Source organism: Streptomyces nojiriensis, assembly GCF_017639205.1.
In the GTDB taxonomy this organism is placed as follows: Bacteria; Actinomycetota; Actinomycetes; order Streptomycetales; family Streptomycetaceae; genus Streptomyces; species Streptomyces nojiriensis.
In genome coordinates this window covers 7,154,194-7,171,173 of the sequence record NZ_CP071139.1, presented here as the reverse complement: position 1 = coordinate 7,171,173, position 16,980 = coordinate 7,154,194, and the positions used below count along the sequence as shown (strand labels likewise).

The 16,980-nt window shown below is 72.1% G+C and carries 14 protein-coding genes; 9 read left to right on the top strand and 5 right to left on the bottom strand.

Annotated features, from left to right (window positions below; all coding sequences use genetic code 11):
* Nucleotides 1-278 precede the first annotated feature (278 nt).
* Together JYK04_RS33170 and JYK04_RS33165 are read left to right on the top strand one after the other, a co-directional pair.
* Nucleotides 279-3,377 (top strand): DNRLRE domain-containing protein, encoded by a 3,099-nt coding sequence (locus tag JYK04_RS33170; RefSeq protein ID WP_189740642.1) that lies wholly within the window; start codon nt 279-281, stop codon nt 3,375-3,377.
* Between the two features lie 170 nt (nt 3,378-3,547).
* Nucleotides 3,548-4,285: a 3-oxoacyl-ACP reductase family protein gene (locus tag JYK04_RS33165; protein WP_189740640.1), complete on the top strand. Its 738-nt coding sequence runs from the start codon at nt 3,548-3,550 to the stop codon at nt 4,283-4,285.
* Nucleotides 4,286-4,604: 319 nt separating this feature from the next.
* Here the strand turns inward: JYK04_RS33165 and alc are convergent, their stop codons facing one another.
* Entirely contained in the window at nt 4,605-5,723 is a 1,119-nt protein-coding gene (gene alc, locus JYK04_RS33160) for an allantoicase (RefSeq protein ID WP_189740639.1), read from the bottom strand.
* A 3-nt stretch (nt 5,724-5,726) separates the two neighbouring features.
* Nucleotides 5,727-7,061: an allantoinase AllB gene (gene allB / locus JYK04_RS33155; protein ID WP_373297462.1), complete on the bottom strand. Its 1,335-nt coding sequence runs from the start codon at nt 7,059-7,061 to the stop codon at nt 5,727-5,729.
* Between the two features lie 336 nt (nt 7,062-7,397).
* Between allB and JYK04_RS33150 the strand changes: the two genes are divergently transcribed.
* Entirely contained in the window at nt 7,398-8,201 is an 804-nt protein-coding gene (locus JYK04_RS33150; protein ID WP_030010955.1) for an IclR family transcriptional regulator, read from the top strand.
* 72 nt (nt 8,202-8,273) lie between these two features.
* Here the strand turns inward: JYK04_RS33150 and JYK04_RS33145 are convergent, their stop codons facing one another.
* The gene (locus JYK04_RS33145) at nt 8,274-8,966 is read right to left on the bottom strand and encodes an ABC transporter ATP-binding protein (RefSeq protein WP_189740635.1); all 693 of its coding nucleotides are present in this window, start codon (nt 8,964-8,966) and stop codon (nt 8,274-8,276) included.
* The gene (locus JYK04_RS33140) at nt 8,963-10,051 is read right to left on the bottom strand and encodes an ABC transporter permease (protein WP_189740631.1); all 1,089 of its coding nucleotides are present in this window, start codon (nt 10,049-10,051) and stop codon (nt 8,963-8,965) included. The genes JYK04_RS33145 and JYK04_RS33140 overlap by 4 nt, the downstream gene beginning before the upstream one ends.
* Nucleotides 10,052-10,185: 134 nt before the next feature.
* Between JYK04_RS33140 and JYK04_RS33135 the strand changes: the two genes are divergently transcribed.
* From JYK04_RS33135 to JYK04_RS33125, 3 genes are all read left to right on the top strand, one after another.
* Complete coding sequence (locus tag JYK04_RS33135) at nt 10,186-11,445, top strand: sensor histidine kinase (RefSeq protein ID WP_189740628.1); 1,260 nt, start codon at nt 10,186-10,188, stop codon at nt 11,443-11,445.
* Entirely contained in the window at nt 11,442-12,077 is a 636-nt protein-coding gene (locus JYK04_RS33130; RefSeq protein ID WP_189740625.1) for a response regulator, read from the top strand. Before JYK04_RS33135 ends, JYK04_RS33130 begins: the two co-directional genes overlap by 4 nt.
* Before the next feature lie 112 nt (nt 12,078-12,189).
* Nucleotides 12,190-12,663, top strand: coding sequence for a hypothetical protein (locus JYK04_RS33125; RefSeq protein ID WP_189740623.1), 474 nt, complete (start codon nt 12,190-12,192; stop codon nt 12,661-12,663).
* A 26-nt stretch (nt 12,664-12,689) separates the two neighbouring features.
* On the opposite strand, the gene yczR is transcribed toward JYK04_RS33125, so the two are convergent.
* On the bottom strand, nt 12,690-14,177 hold the full coding sequence (gene yczR / locus JYK04_RS33120) for a MocR-like transcription factor YczR (protein WP_189740620.1): 1,488 nt from the start codon (nt 14,175-14,177) through the stop codon (nt 12,690-12,692).
* Between the two features lie 88 nt (nt 14,178-14,265).
* On the opposite strand from yczR, the gene JYK04_RS33115 reads away from it, so the two are divergent.
* The 3 genes from JYK04_RS33115 to aceB all read left to right on the top strand — a co-directional run bounded on the left by JYK04_RS33115 (nt 14,266) and on the right by aceB (nt 16,904).
* Nucleotides 14,266-14,454: a hypothetical protein gene (locus JYK04_RS33115; RefSeq protein WP_189740617.1), complete on the top strand. Its 189-nt coding sequence runs from the start codon at nt 14,266-14,268 to the stop codon at nt 14,452-14,454.
* A complete protein-coding gene (locus tag JYK04_RS33110; RefSeq protein ID WP_189740614.1) occupies nt 14,415-15,032 on the top strand; it encodes a nucleotidyltransferase family protein in 618 nt (205 codons plus the stop codon). The genes JYK04_RS33115 and JYK04_RS33110 overlap by 40 nt, the downstream gene beginning before the upstream one ends.
* A 252-nt stretch (nt 15,033-15,284) precedes the next feature.
* Nucleotides 15,285-16,904 carry a malate synthase A gene (aceB, locus tag JYK04_RS33105; RefSeq protein ID WP_189740611.1) on the top strand — a complete coding sequence of 540 codons (1,620 nt, stop codon included), beginning with the start codon at nt 15,285-15,287 and terminating at the stop codon, nt 16,902-16,904.
* Nucleotides 16,905-16,980: the final 76 nt, after the last annotated feature.

Sequence of the window (16,980 nt, the reverse complement as noted above, 5' to 3'; positions counted from 1 at the left end):
CCAAGGATGAAGAAGTCAGCGGGATGGTTCATGCTCAGCTCGCACGCCCTGCGCCTCAACGGCCGGGCGGGGCCGGCCGTTGAGTTTTTCAGGCTGAGGGCCGAAATCATTTGGTGAGTGCCGAGGGCTGCGAAGTCGGGCGCCCGAGGGGGGAGAAGTACGTCGTGTCTGTCAGTGATTCCGCGGGCCAAAGTCCGCCAACAGGGGCTGGAGCGGCAGAGGCCCCCGTACCCGCGCGTAGGTGGTTCAGGCGCCGTCGCACCCTGGGGGGTCTGGCCGTGCTGCTCGCCGCCGCTGTCGCGGTGCCGGTCGGTGTGCACGTGACCGGCGACGGGAAGGCGCGCAGCCGGCCCGGCGAGGATGCTCCGGTCGCCGAGCCGCAGGCTCGACGGATCGCGGAGGAGAGCGGCAAAGAGGTCGAGGTCACGGCCGCGCGCAGCGCCAACACCACGACCTGGGCGCGGCCTGACGGGTCGTTCCGCAAGCAGATCCACAGTGCGGCCTTCCGTGCCAACGTGAACGGCAAGTGGAAGCCGATCGACACCTCTCTGGAGCGGGTGGAGGGCGGCTACGCGGCCAAGGCCGTCAACGGCCGCGTCTTCTTCAGCGGCGGGTCGGCGGGGCAGGCGGGCGGTGAGGGGCGTGCCGCGCGCGGCGTGTCCCGGGTGGCGCTGCGCCGGGACGCGCCGGGTGAAGTGTGGACCGAGCTGGTCCGGTTGAACACCGGCGGCCACGACATGACCGTCAGTTGGCCCGGCGCCCTGCCCGCGCCCGTCGTCGACGGCCCGCGCGCCCTGTACGAGAACGTCCGCCCCGGGATCGACCTGGTGATGACCGCCCAGGACGGCGGCTACTCGCACCTGCTCGTCGTCAAGGACAAGCAGGCTGCGGCCGACCCGCTGCTGGGACAGCTCAAGTACCGTCTGGCCAGCCCCGACATGACGTTCCACCTGGACGACGAGTCGGACGCGCTGAGTGCCCGCGACGCCAAGGGCGAAGAGATCGCGGGCTCGCCCACCCCGATGATGTGGGACTCCAGCGGCAAGGTCGCCACGACCGACAACCAGCCGGCGTGGAAGCCGACCGCCGTCGCCAAGCAGCACCCGACGCTGGCCCTGTCCGGCCTGGCCGGTGCGGAGGGCGCGCGCCTGAAGCCCGTCGCGGCGGCGCTCGCCGACAATGCACTGTCCCTCACCCCGGACAATGCACTGCTCAATGCTGCTGAAACGGTATATCCGGTTTTCATCGACCCCTCTTTCAAGGGGCACAAGCACGCTTGGACCCTTCTTTACAAGACGGCAGAGAATTCAAGCTTCTACAACGGACAGAATTACAACGCGAGCGGCACGCACGAAGCCCGCGTCGGATACGAGTCCACGAGCGGTGGCACCTCTCGCTCCATTTTCAACTTCGACTTCGGCAGTCAGCTCCAGGGCTCCGAAATCGTCTCGGCCAGCGTCCGGGCGTTGCAGACCTATTCGTGGTCCTGTGACAGCAAGCAGATGCTCATCTTCTCGACCCCGTACATCACGTCGTCGAGTACCTGGAGGAACACCGACAACGCGGCCCACTGGGGCAGAGTGGTCGCCTCGGAGTACGCGGGATACGGCTACAACAGCTCGTGCCCCGACAACTGGATCGCACCCGACATCAAGGGCCTCGTCTCCGAAGCGGCCACGAGCGGCTGGGGGGCGCTGTCCCTGGGGTTCGCCGCACCGAACGAGTCGGACTCGTACTTCTGGAAGAAGTTCATCGCCAACGGTGAGACCGCTCCGTACATCGAGGTCGTCTACAACTCGCGCCCGGACACCCCGATCGCGGCGAACATGCAGACCTTCCCCGGCGGCCCGTGCCTCACCGGTTGGCCCGGGACCGGCATCGGCAAGACCAACGTCACCTTCCAGGTGAAGGGCACCGACCGCGACGGCAACCTCGACAAGGTCCAGATCGAGGTGTGGGGCACCGGTGGGACGGTCTTCGACCAGTGGCTGTGGCCCAACAGCGATGGCGTCGTCACCGCCGAGGTGCCCTGGAACACCTTCACCGACGGCCAGACGTACTACTGGCTCTCCCGCGCCACCGACAAGGACGGCGCGTGGTCGGGCAGCGGGCCGCACGAATCCGGTGGCGGCGGCTGGTGCACCTTCACCGTCAGCCACACCGTCCCGCCCAACCCGTCCGTCTCCTCCGCCGCCTTCCCGCCGCAGGGCGACAGCTTCACCGAGTGGAGCACCGAGCCCGCCGGCACGCCGGGCCAGAGCTTGACCTTCAAGGGCAACGGCGCCAAGGCGGAGGACATCCTCGAGTACCAGTGGAGCCTGAACCGGCCCCTCTTCGACCAGAAGGCCGTGCCCCAGCCGGGCAGCGACGAGGTCTCGGTCCCGCTCCAAGTGAACACAGCCGGACCGAACGTCCTCTATGTCCGGACCGTCAGCAAGTTCGGCAACATCTCCAACCACAGCGCCTACGGGTTCCTCGTCCGGCCGAGGCCCGGCCAGGACAAGCCCGGCGATGTTACCGGAGACGGCCACCCCGACATCCTCGCCATCGACAAGGACGGGAACCTGCTCACCTACTCCGGTGACGCGAGCGGAGACACCGACGCCTCGATCCCCGGCGCCCTCCAAGGCGGCAAGCCCGCCGTCGGCTACTGGAAGGACAAGACCACCGGCAAGTCCGCACTCATCGGCCACTCGACCGACTGGTTCCCGGGAGACGGGCTCACGGACCTGATCGCCCGGATGCCCGACGGCAAGCTGTACGTCTACCCGGGCCTCGGGGTAGGCCAGTTCGACATCGACCGGCGCATGGAGATCCTGCTGCCCGCAGGCGCTCCCGACCCGGCGACCTTCCGGCAGATCGTCGTCACGGAGGACATCGACGGAGACGGCTTCGCCGACATGTTCGCCATCGCGGACGACGTTGTGTGGAGCTTCTCGGGATACACCGGATCCAGCTTCACCACGTTCAAGAAGGTGGCCAGCACGGTCTGGGCCAGTCGCGACATAGTCGGCGTCCGCGACGTCTCCGGCGACCAGGTCCCGGACCTCGTCTACCGCGACGACACCAACCCGAACCGGGGCCTCCTCCTGCGCAAGGGCAAGCCGGGCGCGAACGGCGGGGTCGACCTCGGCTCCTTCAAGGACGGTGACAGTGCCGCGGGCGGCCAGGACTACGTCTACGCCGGTACCGGGTGGAGCCGCGCCGCGATGCCCATGGTCCTCGGTACCCCCGATGCCAACGGTGACGGCATCCCCGACATCTGGGCCGTCGGGGACAACGGAAACCAATGGCTCTTCCAAGGCGGAACCAACACCATCGGCGCGCCCACCGGTCGTGACGAGGACGGCTGGAACACCTTCCTGACGATCGGGTAGTCGGGACGGAGCGGCCGTTTCCGCGAGCGCCCTGCCGGGAGATGACTCCTGGCAGGGCGCTCCGTCGTTGCCGCTCCCCCACGCGGAACGCGAGGTCGGATTACTGCCAGCGGGGTGGACCCCGGGGAGATTTGATTGAACCCGCAACCAACCGATGCGGGAGGAACGGCATGAACAGCAACAACAGCGTGGCCCTGGTGACCGGGGGAAGCCGCGGGATCGGGGCGGCCGTCGCGCTGCGGCTCGCCGAGGACGGGACCGACGTCGCGATCACCTACGTCAACGACGCCGAGGCCGCGGCCGAGGTCGTCGGGAAGGTGGAGGCGCTCGGGCGGCGGGCCGTCGCGCTGCGGGCCGATGCGGGGGACACCGCGCAGGTCGCGAACGCCGTCGGGGAGACCGTCCGGCGGTTCGGGCGGCTCGACGTACTCGTCAACAACGCCGGCGTGGGCGTGCTGGGGCCGCTGGCGGAGCTGGCCCCGGCCGACGTGGAGCGCGTACTCGCGGTCAACGTGCGCGGGGTGTTCCTCACCACGCAGGCGGCGGCCGCGCACCTCGGGTCCGGCGGGCGGATCATCACGATCGGCAGCTGCATGACCCAGCGGGTACCGGGGCCGGGCGGGACGCTCTACGCGATGAGCAAGTCGGCGCTGACCGGGCTGACCAAGGCACTCGCCCGGGAGCTGGGCGGGCGCGGCATCACCGCGAACATCGTCCACCCGGGGCCGGTGGACACGGACATGAACCCGGCGGGCGGACCGTACGCGGGCCCGCAGGCGGCCATGACGGCGCTGGGCCGGTTCGGGGCGCCGCGCGAGGTGGCGGCCGTGGTGTCCTTCCTCGCGAGCGAGGAGGCCGCGTACGTCACGGGGGCGGAGTTCGCCGTCGACGGCGGGCACGCCGCGTAGCCCTCCGGCCGGGCGTGCGGGCGGGTCCCGGGTCGGCGCACGCCGGTGGGCGGGTGCGGGGCGAGTGCACGGGGCTCCGCCCCGGACCCCGCGCCTCAAACGCCGGCGGGGCTGGATTCGGGTCCGCGCCTCAGGCGTCGGCGGGGCTGGTTTTGGGCCGCGCACCGGACACCGGCCGGGCTGGATTGGGCCCGCGCCCCGGACACCGGCCGGGCTCGGTTCGGGCCCGCCCCTCGGACGCGGCGGGGCTGGATTCGGCCCGCGCGCAGCGCGCCCCGGGGGTGTCGGCCCCCGGGGCGCGCGGCACATCAGCTCCGGACTAGCCGCCCAGTTCCTGGTGGCGGGTGGTCAGCGCCGCCGCGCCGGCCTCCGTCAGGGAGCCGTACAGGCGCAGGCGGGAGAAGCCGCCGTCCGGGAAGATGTCGATCCGGACGTGCGTGCCCACCGCCGGGGCGTCCAGCACGAAGCGGTGGTTGGTGTCGGGCTGCAGGCGGGTGCGCGGCAGGAACTCCGTCCACTCGCCCTCCTCGCCCGTCTTGACCGACAGGGAGGCCCAGCCGGCCGAGTTGCCCTTGAGGTACGCGGTGTCGATCTCGACGGCGCGGATCTCGGACTCGGTGACGAGCTGGTAGCGGATCCAGTCGTTGCCGTTGTCGCGGCGGCGCGCGGTCTCCCAGCCGTCGTCCATCTTGCGGGAGCGGCCCGGGTTGATGGTGTTGGTCGGCGGGGAGTAGAAGCGGTTGGAGGCGTCCTGGACGGAGCCGCCGTTCTCCAGGGCCACCACGTCGAAGGAGCCGAGCGCGTCGAGCCACTTCGGGTCGGGCAGGACCTCGCCGTAGACGCGCAGGCGGGCGATGCCGCCGTCGGGGTGCTGGTTGACGCGCAGGTGGGTGAAGCGCTGCTCGACGTCCACCTCGAAGCCGTTGGCCGCGTGGCCGCCGACCGGGGTGCGGGGGACGATCGTCGTCCACTTCACGTCGTCGCCCTGGAGCTCCTCCGGGGTCGGCGCGAGGGCGCCCGCCCAGTTGGTGGCCTCGACGGAGACGGCCTGCGGCATGTTGCCGCGGAAGTGGGCGGTGTCGACGACGATGCCGCGGATGATGCCGGGGGCGCCCAGGCGTACGAGCGCCCAGTCGTGGTCCTCGGGGGTCGGCCAGGGCTCGGTGGCCGAGACACCGCGGCGGCGGCGGGTCTCCCAGCCGTCCATGACCTTGCCCTTGTGGCCGAAGTCCTCGGGGTCGAAGTGCGCGGCCTCGGAGATCAGCAGGTTCTCGCGCTGGGCGAAGAACTCGTCGTTGGCGGCGATGACACCGGCACCCAGCTCACGGGTGGCGAGGTTCGCGTACTGGGTGAAGGGGAAGTCCGCGGTGCGGTAGTCCGCGTACGGGTCGCCGCCTCCGTACGGGTTCGCGTTACCGGTGAAGGATTCAATCGCCACTGGTCAGTTCTGCCTTTCGAGGAGGAGGCCCGTGGGCTCGGTCGGGGTGCCGTGGTCGGCGATCTGCGTGCCCCGCAGCCAGGTGGACTTCACGACGCCGTGCAGGGTCTTGCCCGCGTACGCCGTGACCTGGTTGCGGTGGTGGAGCTCGGCCGGGTCCACAGTGAACGTTTCTTCAGGGGCCAGGACGGCGAAGTCGGCGTCGCGGCCGACCTCGATGGCCCCCTTCTGGCCGAGGCCCGCGAGCTTCGCCGGAGCGGCGGACATCCAGCGGACGACGTCCTCCAGGGTCCGGCCGCGGCGGCGCGCCTCGGTCCAGATCGCGGGGAGGCCCAGCTGGAGGGAGGAGATGCCGCCCCACGCGGTGGAGAAGTCGCTGGTCTTCAGGTCCGCGGTGGAGGGCGAGTGGTCGGAGACGATGCAGTCGATCGTGCCGTCGGCGAGCGCGTCCCACAGGAGGTCCTGGTTGGCGGCTTCGCGGATGGGCGGGCAGCACTTGAACTCGCTGGCCCCGTCCGGCACTTCCTCGGCCGTGAGGGTGAGGTAGTGCGGGCAGGACTCGACGGTGATGCGGACGCCCTCGGCCTTGGCGGCGGCGATCAGCGGCAGCGCGTCGGAGGACGACAGGTGCAGCACGTGCACGCGGGCGTTCAGCCGCTTGGCCTGGGCGATCAGGTTGCCGATCGCGGTGTTCTCGGCGTCGCGCGGCCGCGAGGCGAGGAAGTCGGCGTACTTGGGGCCCGGGACGACGGGAGCGGCGTCCAGGTGGTGCGGGTCCTCGGCGTGCACGATCAGCAGGCCGCCGAAGCCGGTGATCTCGGCGAGGGAGGTGGCCAGCTGCTCCTGGTCGAGCTCGGGGAACTCGTCCACGCCCGAGGGCGACAGGAAGCACTTGAAGCCGTAGACCCCGGCGTCGTGCAGCGGGCGCAGATCCTTGACGTTGTCCGGCAGGGCGCCGCCCCAGAAGCCGACGTCCACGTGCGCCTTGGCGCGGGCGACCTCCTGCTTGACGCGCAGGTTGGCGGTCGTCGTGGTGGGCGGCAGGGAGTTGAGCGGCATGTCGAGGATCGTGGTGATGCCGCCGGCCGCAGCGGCGCGGGTGGCCGTCCAGAAGCCTTCCCACTCGGTGCGGCCCGGGTCGTTCACGTGGACGTGGGTGTCGACCAGGCCGGGGAGCAGGACGTCGTCGCCGAAGTCCTCCAGCCGGGCTCCGGCCGGTACCTCGGCCTCGTACGCCAGCACGGCCGCTATCTTCCCGCCGGCGACGGCCACCGAAGCGGCACGCGTGCCCTCCGGGGTGATGACGCGCGTCGAGCGCAGTACCAGTTCCACAGCCACGTCGGCCACCGAACCTCCCCATCTACTTCCACAGAGCGAAATTCAACGTTCTGTTGACGGAGTCTTCCCGGCGATCCGTACCCAGTCAAGAGCGTCCGGACGGACCACCGACACACCAGGACCGCAATTGGATGTTTCCACAAGATGGAATTAAGATTTCACTATCCAGAATGTAGCTACCACCACCGGGAACCGGGCGGACAACTTCCCGAGGAGGTCCGCCACCCGGACAAACCCTCTCTGACCGGCGATGACGACCTCGACCCCGACACTGGGACCGACGCCGACCGCCGGGTAGGCTGCTCCCTTGCCTGCCAGCACCGAAAGGACCGCGCCGTGCCGACGTCCAGCGCCAGCACCACCGACGCTTCCTCGAAGACCCCCGCCGCCAGCGGTGGCGTCCAGTCCCTCGAGCGCGCCTTCGACCTGCTCGAACGCATGGCCGATGCTGGGGGCGAGGTCGGCCTCAGCGAGCTCTCCGCCGCCAGCGGTCTTCCTCTGCCCACGATCCACCGCCTGATGCGCACCCTGGTGGCGTGCGGCTACGTACGCCAGCAGCCCAACCGACGGTACTCCCTCGGCCCGCGCCTGATCCGCCTCGGCGAGTCCGCGTCGCGCCTGCTGGGCACCTGGGCCCGCCCCTACCTCGCCCGCCTGGTCGAGGAGACCGGGGAGACGGCGAACATGGCCCTCCTCGACGGCGACGAGATCGTCTACGTCGCCCAGGTGCCGTCCAAGCACTCCATGCGCATGTTCACCGAGGTCGGCCGCCGGGTGCTGCCGCACTCCACCGGTGTGGGCAAGGCACTCCTCGCCCACACCCCGGCCGACGAGGTACGGGCCCTGCTCGCCCGCACCGGGATGCCCGCGGCGACCGAGAAGACCATCACCACGCCCGAGGGCTTCCTGGAGGCGCTGGAGCAGGTCCGCAAGGTGGGCTACGCGGTCGACGACAACGAGCAGGAGATAGGGGTCCGCTGCCTCGCCGTGTCGGTGCCGAACTCGCCGACCGCCGCCGCGATCTCCATCTCCGGTCCGGCGGGCCGGGTCACGGAGGCGGTGGCCGAGTCCTTCGTGCCGATCCTGCAGGGCGTGGCCGCCGAACTCTCGGTGGCCCTGGCCAACCAGAGCCCCGCGTAGGTCCACGCAGTCGTACGAAGGCCCCGGCCGCCCCTCGCTCCGAGGGGCGGCCGGGGCCTTTCCGTACGCCGCTCAGGGCGCCGGCACCGGGGCCGGGCTCAGCGTCAGGCTGCCGTCCGTCATCGTCGCCGTACGGTCCATCCGCTCCAGGTGGGCGTGGTCGTGCGTGACCAGCACCGTGGCCGTGGAGCGCTCCCGGGTGAGGGTGACCAGCAGGTCGAGCACGGCCGCGCCGCGCTCGTGGTCGAGCGCGCTGGTCGGCTCGTCGACCAGCAGCACGGCGGGCTCGTTCATCAGGGCGCGGGCGATGTTGATCCGCTGCCGCTGCCCGCCGGAGAGCTGGTGGGGGCGCTTGTCGGCCTTGTCGGCCAGGCCCACCGCGTCCAGCAGCTCCAGCGCCCGCCGGCGCAGCGCACGCGCCGGGCGGCCGGAGAGGTGCGCCATGACCTGCAGCTGTTCGGCGGCGGTCAGCGAGGCCAGCAGGTTCGGCTGCTGGAAGACGATGCCGATCTTCTCCCGGCGCAGGGCCGACTTCTCGGCGGGGCCGAGCTCCGTGGTGTCCTGACCCGCGACGACGACCCGGCCGGAATCCGGGGTGACGAGGGTGGCGGCGACCGCGAGCAGGCTGGACTTGCCGGAGCCGGAGGGGCCGATGACCGCCGTCAGCGTGCCGGCGGGCACCTCCAGGCCGACCGCGTCGAGGGCGGTGAGCCGGCTCTCTCCGTCGGGGTAGGTCAGCGTGACGTCGTGGACGAGGAGGGTCATCGGGCGCTCCCGAGGGCGGTCAGCGGGTCGACGGCGGTGATCCGCCGGATGGACAGCGCAGCGCCCAGCGCGCCGAGCAGGATCATGATCGCGGCGGGGACGAGCACGGTGGCGGCGTCGAGCACGAAGGGCACGGGGCCGCCGCTGATCAGCGCGCCGAAGCCGGCGGCGAGCGCGGTGCCCAGCCCGGTACCGAGGGCGAGCATCACGACGGCCTGGCCGAGGGCGTCCTTCAGGAGGTACGGGGTGGAGGCACCCAGTGCCTTCAGGACGGCGATGTCCCCGCTGCGCTGGATCGTCCACACCGTGAAGAAGGCGCCTATCACCAGGGCCGAGATGGCGAACAGGAAGCCGCGCATCAGCTGCAGCGAGCCGTTCTCGGCCTGGTACGAGCCGATGGCGCCCAGGGCCTCGTCCACGGTCTGCGCCTTGGTCGCGGCGGCCTTGTCCGCCGCGCCGAGGTCCAGGCCGCCGCCACCGGAGACGGCGACGACCGTGGCGAGGGTGTCGAGGGAGGTACCGGGGTTGCCGATGCGCTGCCAGTCGCCCAGGTCCATCCAGACGACCGGGGTGTGGCTGTAGGCGGCGGTCCCGGACACCCCCGCCACGGTCAGTTCCAGCGGGCCGATCCTGAGCCTGGCCCCGGCGGTCAGGCCGCCCAGCTCCTTGGCGGCCTTCTCCGTCAGGACCACCTGCCCCTGGGTGAGGCCGGCGTTCCGCGGTGCGAGACCCCCGGCGGAATCCACGCCGAAGACCGAGACCGCGGCGGTGCGCTCACCCGAGACGGCGTTGGTGGTGCGGATGCCGAGCGGCTCCGCCGCCCGGACCCCGGGCTGCTTCCGCCAGGCCAGCCAGGCGGACTCGGACACCTGGGAGTTGGTGAAGGACACCTTCTGGTCCCCGGTGGGCGCGGCGAAGGCCAGGTGCGTGGCGGGCAGACCGGTGACGGCCGAGACGTTCTCCCGTGCCAGGCCGGAGGTGAGCCCGGACAGCAGGCCCACCAGCAGGGTGATGAGCAGCACGACCGAGCCCATGAGGGCGAAGCGGCCCTTGGCGAACCGTAGATCTCTCCATGCGACGAACATGTTCCCCACCTTGGTCTTCCGCGTGGACACAAGGCATCGCGCCCCGGTAGTGATCCTCGTATCGAAGGGTGTGCCCGGACATCGAACTTTTGGTTGACCGGGTCCGGTCCGCCCCCACTTACGCTGGTCCGGACATGACTGCTCCCGTTTCCTCCGTTCTCCCCGCCGCGCGTGCCCTGACGCCCGTGTCCAAGGTGCTGCGGCTGTGCCTGCACGCGCTGCTCTTCGGCCTGCTCTTGCTCGCCGCCGGGCGGGCCGTCACCGATTCCGCGCCCCGGCCCGGCTGGGTGATCGCCGCCTGCGCGGTGCTCGCCGCCGTCTACGCGGGCGGCGTACGGGCCCCCGCCGTGCACAGCTCGCCGCGCGCCGGGGCGCTGTGGCTGGCCGGGCTCGGCGCGGCCTGGGCGGCGCTGCTCGTGGTCTCCCCCGACGGCCTGTGGATCGCCTTCCCGCTCTACTTCCTGGAGCTGCACCTGCTGCGGCTGCGCTGGGGGGTCACTGCCGTCGCGGTGACCGCCTGCGCGGCCATCGGCGGCTTCCTCGCGCACAGCAGCTCGGTGACCCCCGGGGCCTTCCTCGGGCCGCTGCTGGGCGGGGCGGTGGCGGTGGCGACCGTACTGGGCTACCAGGCGCTGTACCGCGAGAGCGAGCGCCGCAGGGAGCTGATCGAGGAGCTCATCACGACCCGGGCCGAGCTGGCCGCGGCCGAGCGGGGCGCCGGGATCATGGCGGAGCGGGAGCGCCTCGCCCGGGAGATCCACGACACCCTCGCCCAGGGGCTCTCCTCCATCCAGCTGCTGCTGCGGGCCGCCGAGCGGGCGCTGCCCGAGGGGGCCCCGGCCCGGCCGCACATCGCCCGGGCCCGGGAGGCGGCCCAGGAGAACCTCGCCGAGGCGCGCCGCTTCGTACGGGCCCTCACCCCGCCGGACCTGGAGCACGGGTCGCTCGCGGCCGCGCTGGAGCGGCTGTGCGCGGGGGTCCCGGGGCCGCGCGTGCGGTTCTCGCTGACCGGCAGCCCGCGGGTGCTGCCCACCCCGTACGAGGTGGCCCTGCTGCGCATCGCGCAGTCGGCGCTGGCCAATGTGGTGCGGCACGCGCGGGCCGGGCGCGCCGAGATCACCCTGACGTTCATGGACGCCTCGGTCACCCTGGACATCGTCGACGACGGGCACGGCTTCGACCCCTCGTCGGTCGCCTCCGGCTCGGGCGACGGCGGCTTCGGGCTGCCCGCCATGCGCTCGCGCGCCGAGACCCTGGGCGGGCTGTTCACCGTGGAGTCCGACCCCGGGCAGGGCACCGCCGTGGCCGTCACCCTGCCGCTGCCCCTCGAGAACCTCGAACACGTCGAGGACGCAGCACACGCGGAACATCCGGACGCCGTGGAGGCCCTGTGACCATCCGTCTCCTGCTCGCCGACGACCACCCGGTGGTCCGGGCCGGGCTGCGCGCGGTGCTGGACACCGAACCGGACTTCGCGGTGGTGGCCGAGGCGGCGACCGCCGAGCGGGCGGTGGAGCTGGCCGCGGCGGACCCGGTGGACGTGGTGCTGATGGACCTCCAGTTCGGTCCCGGGCCCGGTATGCACGGCTCCGAGGCGACGGCCCTGATCACCGCCCGCCCGGGCGCGCCCCGGGTGCTGGTGCTGACCACGTACGACACGGACGCGGACATCCTGGCGGCGGTGGAGGCGGGCGCCTCGGGCTATCTGCTCAAGGACGCCCCGCCGGAGGAGCTGGCGGCGGCCGTCCGGACGGCCGCGGCGGGCCAGTCGGCGCTGGCCCCGGCGGTGGCGCTGCGCCTGATGGACCGGATGCGGACCCCGGCGGAGGCGCTGACGAAGCGGGAGCTGGAGGTGCTTCAGCTGGTCGCGGACGGCCTGTCGAACCAGCAGATCTCCAAGAGGCTCTTCCTCAGCCAGGCCACGGTCAAGTCCCACCTGGTGCACATCTACGCCAAGCTCGGCGTCGACTCCCGCACCTCGGCGGTCGCGGCGGCCGCCACCCGCCGCCTGATCCGCACCCCGTAGGGGGGCTGGCCCCAGGGCGGACAGGCGGGGCTGCAGGCGGGTGCGCGGCGCGCGCCGACGGGAGCATCGGGGTGTCGAACCATCCAGTCCCCGGAACGAGAGCGAGCCCACGATGCCTGCCGTCTCCCTCCCCGCGCGCCGTGCGACGGAACGCAGCGACCCCGGCCCGCCGCCCGCCGCCGTCCGGGCCGCCTTCGCGCTCTGGGTCACCGCCGTGGCCGCGGGCGCGTTCGAGACCGCACTGATGGTGGGCCGGGCTCCGGCCGACGGGATCGGTGCGGGTCTGGCGGTGCGGCTGGCCGTGTTCACCGCCGCCGTGCTGGTCGCCTTGCGCATGCGCCGCGGCGCCGGCTGGGCCCGGATCACCCTGGCGGTCGGCCTCGGGGTCCTCGGCACCGCCTCGCTGGTGGTCGGACCGCTCGGGTACCTCCTCGACGGCGGGTCGCTCTCCGACGCGCTGGCCCGTACGGACGCCGTGGAGTGGGTCTTCGGGGCGAGCAGGACGGTCCATCTGGCGGCCGTGCTGACGGCGGTGGTGCTGATGTTCCGCCCGGCGGCGAACCGGTACTTCCGCAGGTCCGCGTAAGGGCCGGGCCTGCGCAGGCCCGGTCCTTACGCTACCCAGTGCGGGCGGTCCACCGCCGGTGGCAGCGGCACCCCGTCGTGGAAGGCGCCCGCGAGGCGGCGGATGCCCTCGTCGAGCCGGTCGGCGGGGAGGGTGTACGGGATCCGGAGCCGGTGTTCGAAGGTGCCCGGGTCGACGCCGAAGCGGGCACCGCGGCCGATGTGCACCCCGGCCGCGGCGGCCCGCTCGGCCAGGGCCGAGCTGACCGGTTCGCCCAGGTCGACCCAGAGCGAGAGGCCGCCCGGCGGGACCTGCCAGGACCATTCCGGGGTGTGCCGCTGGAGCGACTGCACCAGGGCCTCGCGCCGGATCCGCAGCTGCGTCAGCCGGGCCGGCAGCGCGGCGTCGATGCCGGCCAGCAGCGGGAGCGCGACGAGCTGGTCGAGCACCGAGCCGGTCATGTCGGCGGAGACCCGGACAGCCGTCAGCTCGGTGATCATCTTCGCGGTGGCCCGGACCCACCCCACCCGCAGCCCGCCCCAGTGCGTCTTGCTCAGCGAGCCGATGGTGATCACGTGGTCCGCGCCCCCGCGCGGGGCGAGGGAGGCCAGCGGTGCGGGCGCGGGCACGTCCAGCGCGATGTCGGCGATCGTCTCGTCGACGACCAGCCAGGTCCCGGTGGCACGGGTCGCCGCGAGCAGCCGCAGCCGCTGCTCCGGTGGCATCAGGGCCCCCGTCGGGTTGTGGAAGTCGGGGATCACGTACGCCAGCCTGGGCACGGTCTGGCGCAGGGTGGACTCGGCTATCTCCATGTCCCAGCCCGCGTCGGAGACGGCGATGGATCCGGTGCGCAGCCGTGCGTGGCGCAGGGCGTCGAGGGCGTTGGCGTAGGTGGGATTCTCGGTCACGACCCGGTCCCCGGGCCGGCAGAGCAGGCTGACGACCAGGGAGAAGGCCTGCTGGGACCCGGCCGTCACCAGGATCTGCTCGGGGCGCGTGGGGAGCCCGCGGCGGGTGAACCGGTCGGCGACGGCGCTGCGGAGGTCGGGCAGGCCGAAGGGGTGGTAGCCGGGGTTCCGGGCGAGCTCGGGCAGCCGGCGCGCGGCCCGGGCGAGGGCGTCGGCGAGCTCGCCCTCCGGGGCGCCCATGGCGGCGATGGCGAGGTCGACACCGGGATCGCCGTCGGCGCTGTAGCCGCCGGCGCCGAGGAGGGCGTGGGCCCCGACGGGGCGGTGGCCGTCGGGGAGCTCGGTCCAGGTGCCGGCGCCGCGCCGGCTGCGGACGTAGCCGCTCTCGCGCAGCAGGTCGTAGGCGCCGGTGATGGTGGCCCGGCTGGCGCCGACCGCCTCGGCGAGTTCGCGTTCGGCGGGCAGCCGGACGTGCAGGGCGATGCGTCCGTCGAGGATCAGCGTGCGGACTGCGTCGGCGAGCGCCCGGTAGCCGGGGCGGGCCAGGACGTCGGCGGGCAGCAGGGCCGCGAGCTGACGGCTGCCGATGGTTCTGTCCGCTGTCTGGACCACTCGCCCGATTGCCATGCCAACCTCCCCTGATTGGCTCTGACGGCCAGGCCAATCGAGGACCAGACTCGCTGTATTGGCCCTCGATTGGCAAGGAGTTCCCGAGATGCTGACCGACCGCGACGAGCGCGTCCTGCTGGCCGCCGCCGAGAACCGGATCGCCCGTCCGCTGCGGATCGGGGCCGTGCTGGCCTCCGTACGGCGCGCCCTGGCACGGCGGTCACCGGATCGCGCGCAGCAGCGAGAATCGGTGACATGCCAGCCAACAACCACGCACAGACCGGTCCACCCCTGATCGCGGGCCTGCTCCTGGCCGCCGGCGGTGGCCGCCGGCTCGGCGGCCGGCCCAAGGCCCTGCTCCCCTATCGCGGCCGCCCGCTGGTCGAGAACGCCGTACGGGTCCTGCGCGAGGCGGGCTGCGGCCCGGTGCACGTGGTGCTCGGCGCCTCCGCGGCCGAGGTGCGCGAGCGCGCGGACCTGGCCGGCTGCGTGGTCGTGGACAACCCGGACTGGGCGCAGGGGATGGGATCCTCGCTGCGGGTCGGCCTCACGTCCCTCGCCGGTACGGGCGCCCGCGCGGCCCTGGTCTCGCTGGTGGACCAGCCGGGCATCGGCCCGGCGGCGGTGGCGCGGGTACTGGCGGCGTACCGCTCCCCCACGAGCCTGGTGGCGGCGGCGTACGACGGGGAGCGCGGCCACCCGGTGCTGTTCGGCGCGGACCGCTGGGCCGACATCGCGGCGACGGCGACCGGCGACAAGGGCGCGCGGGTGCATCTTGCGCGACATGCCGGGGAGCTCATGCTGGTGGAGTGTGCGGACATCGCGGAGGCCTTCGACATCGACACGCCGCCCGACCTGGCACGACTCCTCTGAGCACGGCGTGACGGACTTGGCACTCAGGGCCACCGGGAAGCGGAATCTGTCGACTCAGAGAATCTCGACATCAACAAACCATTGAACTTCCACCATGAGGAAATTACTATCCACTGGTCAGAAGCGCCCTGAACCCCCAGACGGCGCCCGCGACCGTATTGCGGAACTCTCCACACCCGACGGCACTGCGTGCCGTCTCGCGCGAGCATTCCCCCGCGGCCGCCAGGCACCGCCGCTGAAGGAGTGACAGATATGTCCGCACCAGCGCCGTCCCCGCTGGCCATCGTCGACGCCGAGCCCCTGCCCCGGCAGGACGAAGTCCTCACCGAAGCGGCCCTCGCCTTCGTGGCCGAGCTCCACCGGCGGTTCGCCCCCCGCCGCGCCGAGCTCCTCGCCCGCCGGGCCGAGCGCCGTGCCGAGATCGCCCGGACCTCCACCCTCGACTTCCTCCCGGACACCGCACAGGTCCGCGAGGGCGACTGGAAGGTGGCGCCGGCCCCGGCCGCGCTGAACGACCGTCGCGTGGAGATCACCGGTCCGACGGACCGCAAGATGACCATCAACGCCCTGAACTCGGGCGCCAAGGTCTGGCTCGCCGACTTCGAGGACGCCTCCGCTCCCACCTGGGAGAACGTCGTCCTCGGCCAGCTCAACCTCATCGACGCCTACGAGCGCCGCATCGACTTCACCGACCCGCGCACGGGCAAGGCGTACGCGCTGAAGCCCGCCGACCAGCTCGCCACCGTCGTCATGCGGCCGCGCGGCTGGCACCTGGAGGAGCGTCACCTGCGGATCGAGGGCGGCCCGGCGTCCGGCTCGCTCGTGGACTTCGGCCTGTACTTCTTCCACAACGCCAAGCGCCTGATCGACCTCGGCAAGGGCCCGTACTTCTACCTGCCGAAGACGGAGTCCCACCTGGAGGCCCGCCTCTGGAACGAGATCTTCGTCTTCGCGCAGGACTACGTCGGCATCCCCCAGGGCACCGTCCGCGCGACCGTCCTCATCGAGACGATCACCGCCGCGTACGAGATGGAGGAGATCCTCTACGAGCTGCGCGACCACGCGGCCGGCCTGAACGCGGGCCGCTGGGACTACCTCTTCTCCATCGTGAAGAACTTCCGTGACGGCGGCGAGAAGTTCGTCCTGCCGGACCGCAACGCGGTGACGATGACCGCCCCGTTCATGCGGGCGTACACCGAACTGCTGGTCCGCACCTGTCACAAGCGCGGCGCGCACGCCATCGGCGGCATGGCGGCGTTCATCCCGTCCCGCAAGGACGCCGAGGTCAACAAGGTCGCCTTCGAGAAGGTCAAGGCCGACAAGGACCGCGAGGCGGGCGACGGCTTCGACGGCTCCTGGGTCGCCCACCCCGACCTGGTCCCGATCGCGATGGCCTCCTTCGACGCGGTGCTCGGCGAGAAGCCGAACCAGAAGGACCGACTGCGCGAGGACGTCTCGGTGGCCCCGGGCGAGCTCATCGCGATCGACTCCCTGGACGCGCGGCCGACGTACGAGGGCCTGCGCAACGCGGTCCAGGTCGGCATCCGCTACATCGAGGCGTGGCTGCGCGGCCTCGGCGCCGTCGGCATCTTCGGCCTGATGGAGGACGCGGCCACCGCCGAGATCTCGCGCTCGCAGATCTGGCAGTGGATCAACGCGGGCGTCGTCTTCGAGAACGGTGAGACGGCCACGGCCGAACTGACCCGCAGGATCGCGGCCGAGGAACTGGCCGCCATCCGCGCCGAGGTCGGCGAAGAGGCCTTCGCGGCCGGCAAGTGGAAGCAGGCCCACGACCTCCTCCTCCAGGTCTCCCTGGACGCGGACTACGCGGACTTCCTGACCCTCCCCGCCTACGACCAGCTGGTCGGCTGATACCCGGACTCGGCCGAAACGCACAGCGGTCGAAGCCTGTCGGCCCCGCCCCCGTCGCCTCACGGCGCGGGGGCGG

Coding starts and splice junctions, on each gene's coding strand:
- JYK04_RS33165 (WP_189740640.1), top strand. CDS start 3,548: ATGAACAGCAACAACAGCGTGGCCCTGGTGACCGGGGGAAGCCGCGGG.
- JYK04_RS33145 (WP_189740635.1), bottom strand. CDS start 8,966: ATGACCCTCCTCGTCCACGACGTCACGCTGACCTACCCCGACGGAGAG.
- JYK04_RS33140 (WP_189740631.1), bottom strand. CDS start 10,051: ATGTTCGTCGCATGGAGAGATCTACGGTTCGCCAAGGGCCGCTTCGCC.
- JYK04_RS33135 (WP_189740628.1), top strand. CDS start 10,186: ATGACTGCTCCCGTTTCCTCCGTTCTCCCCGCCGCGCGTGCCCTGACG.
- JYK04_RS33125 (WP_189740623.1), top strand. CDS start 12,190: ATGCCTGCCGTCTCCCTCCCCGCGCGCCGTGCGACGGAACGCAGCGAC.
- yczR (WP_189740620.1), bottom strand. CDS start 14,177: ATGGCAATCGGGCGAGTGGTCCAGACAGCGGACAGAACCATCGGCAGC.
- JYK04_RS33115 (WP_189740617.1), top strand. CDS start 14,266: ATGCTGACCGACCGCGACGAGCGCGTCCTGCTGGCCGCCGCCGAGAAC.
- JYK04_RS33110 (WP_189740614.1), top strand. CDS start 14,415: ATGCCAGCCAACAACCACGCACAGACCGGTCCACCCCTGATCGCGGGC.
- aceB (WP_189740611.1), top strand. CDS start 15,285: ATGTCCGCACCAGCGCCGTCCCCGCTGGCCATCGTCGACGCCGAGCCC.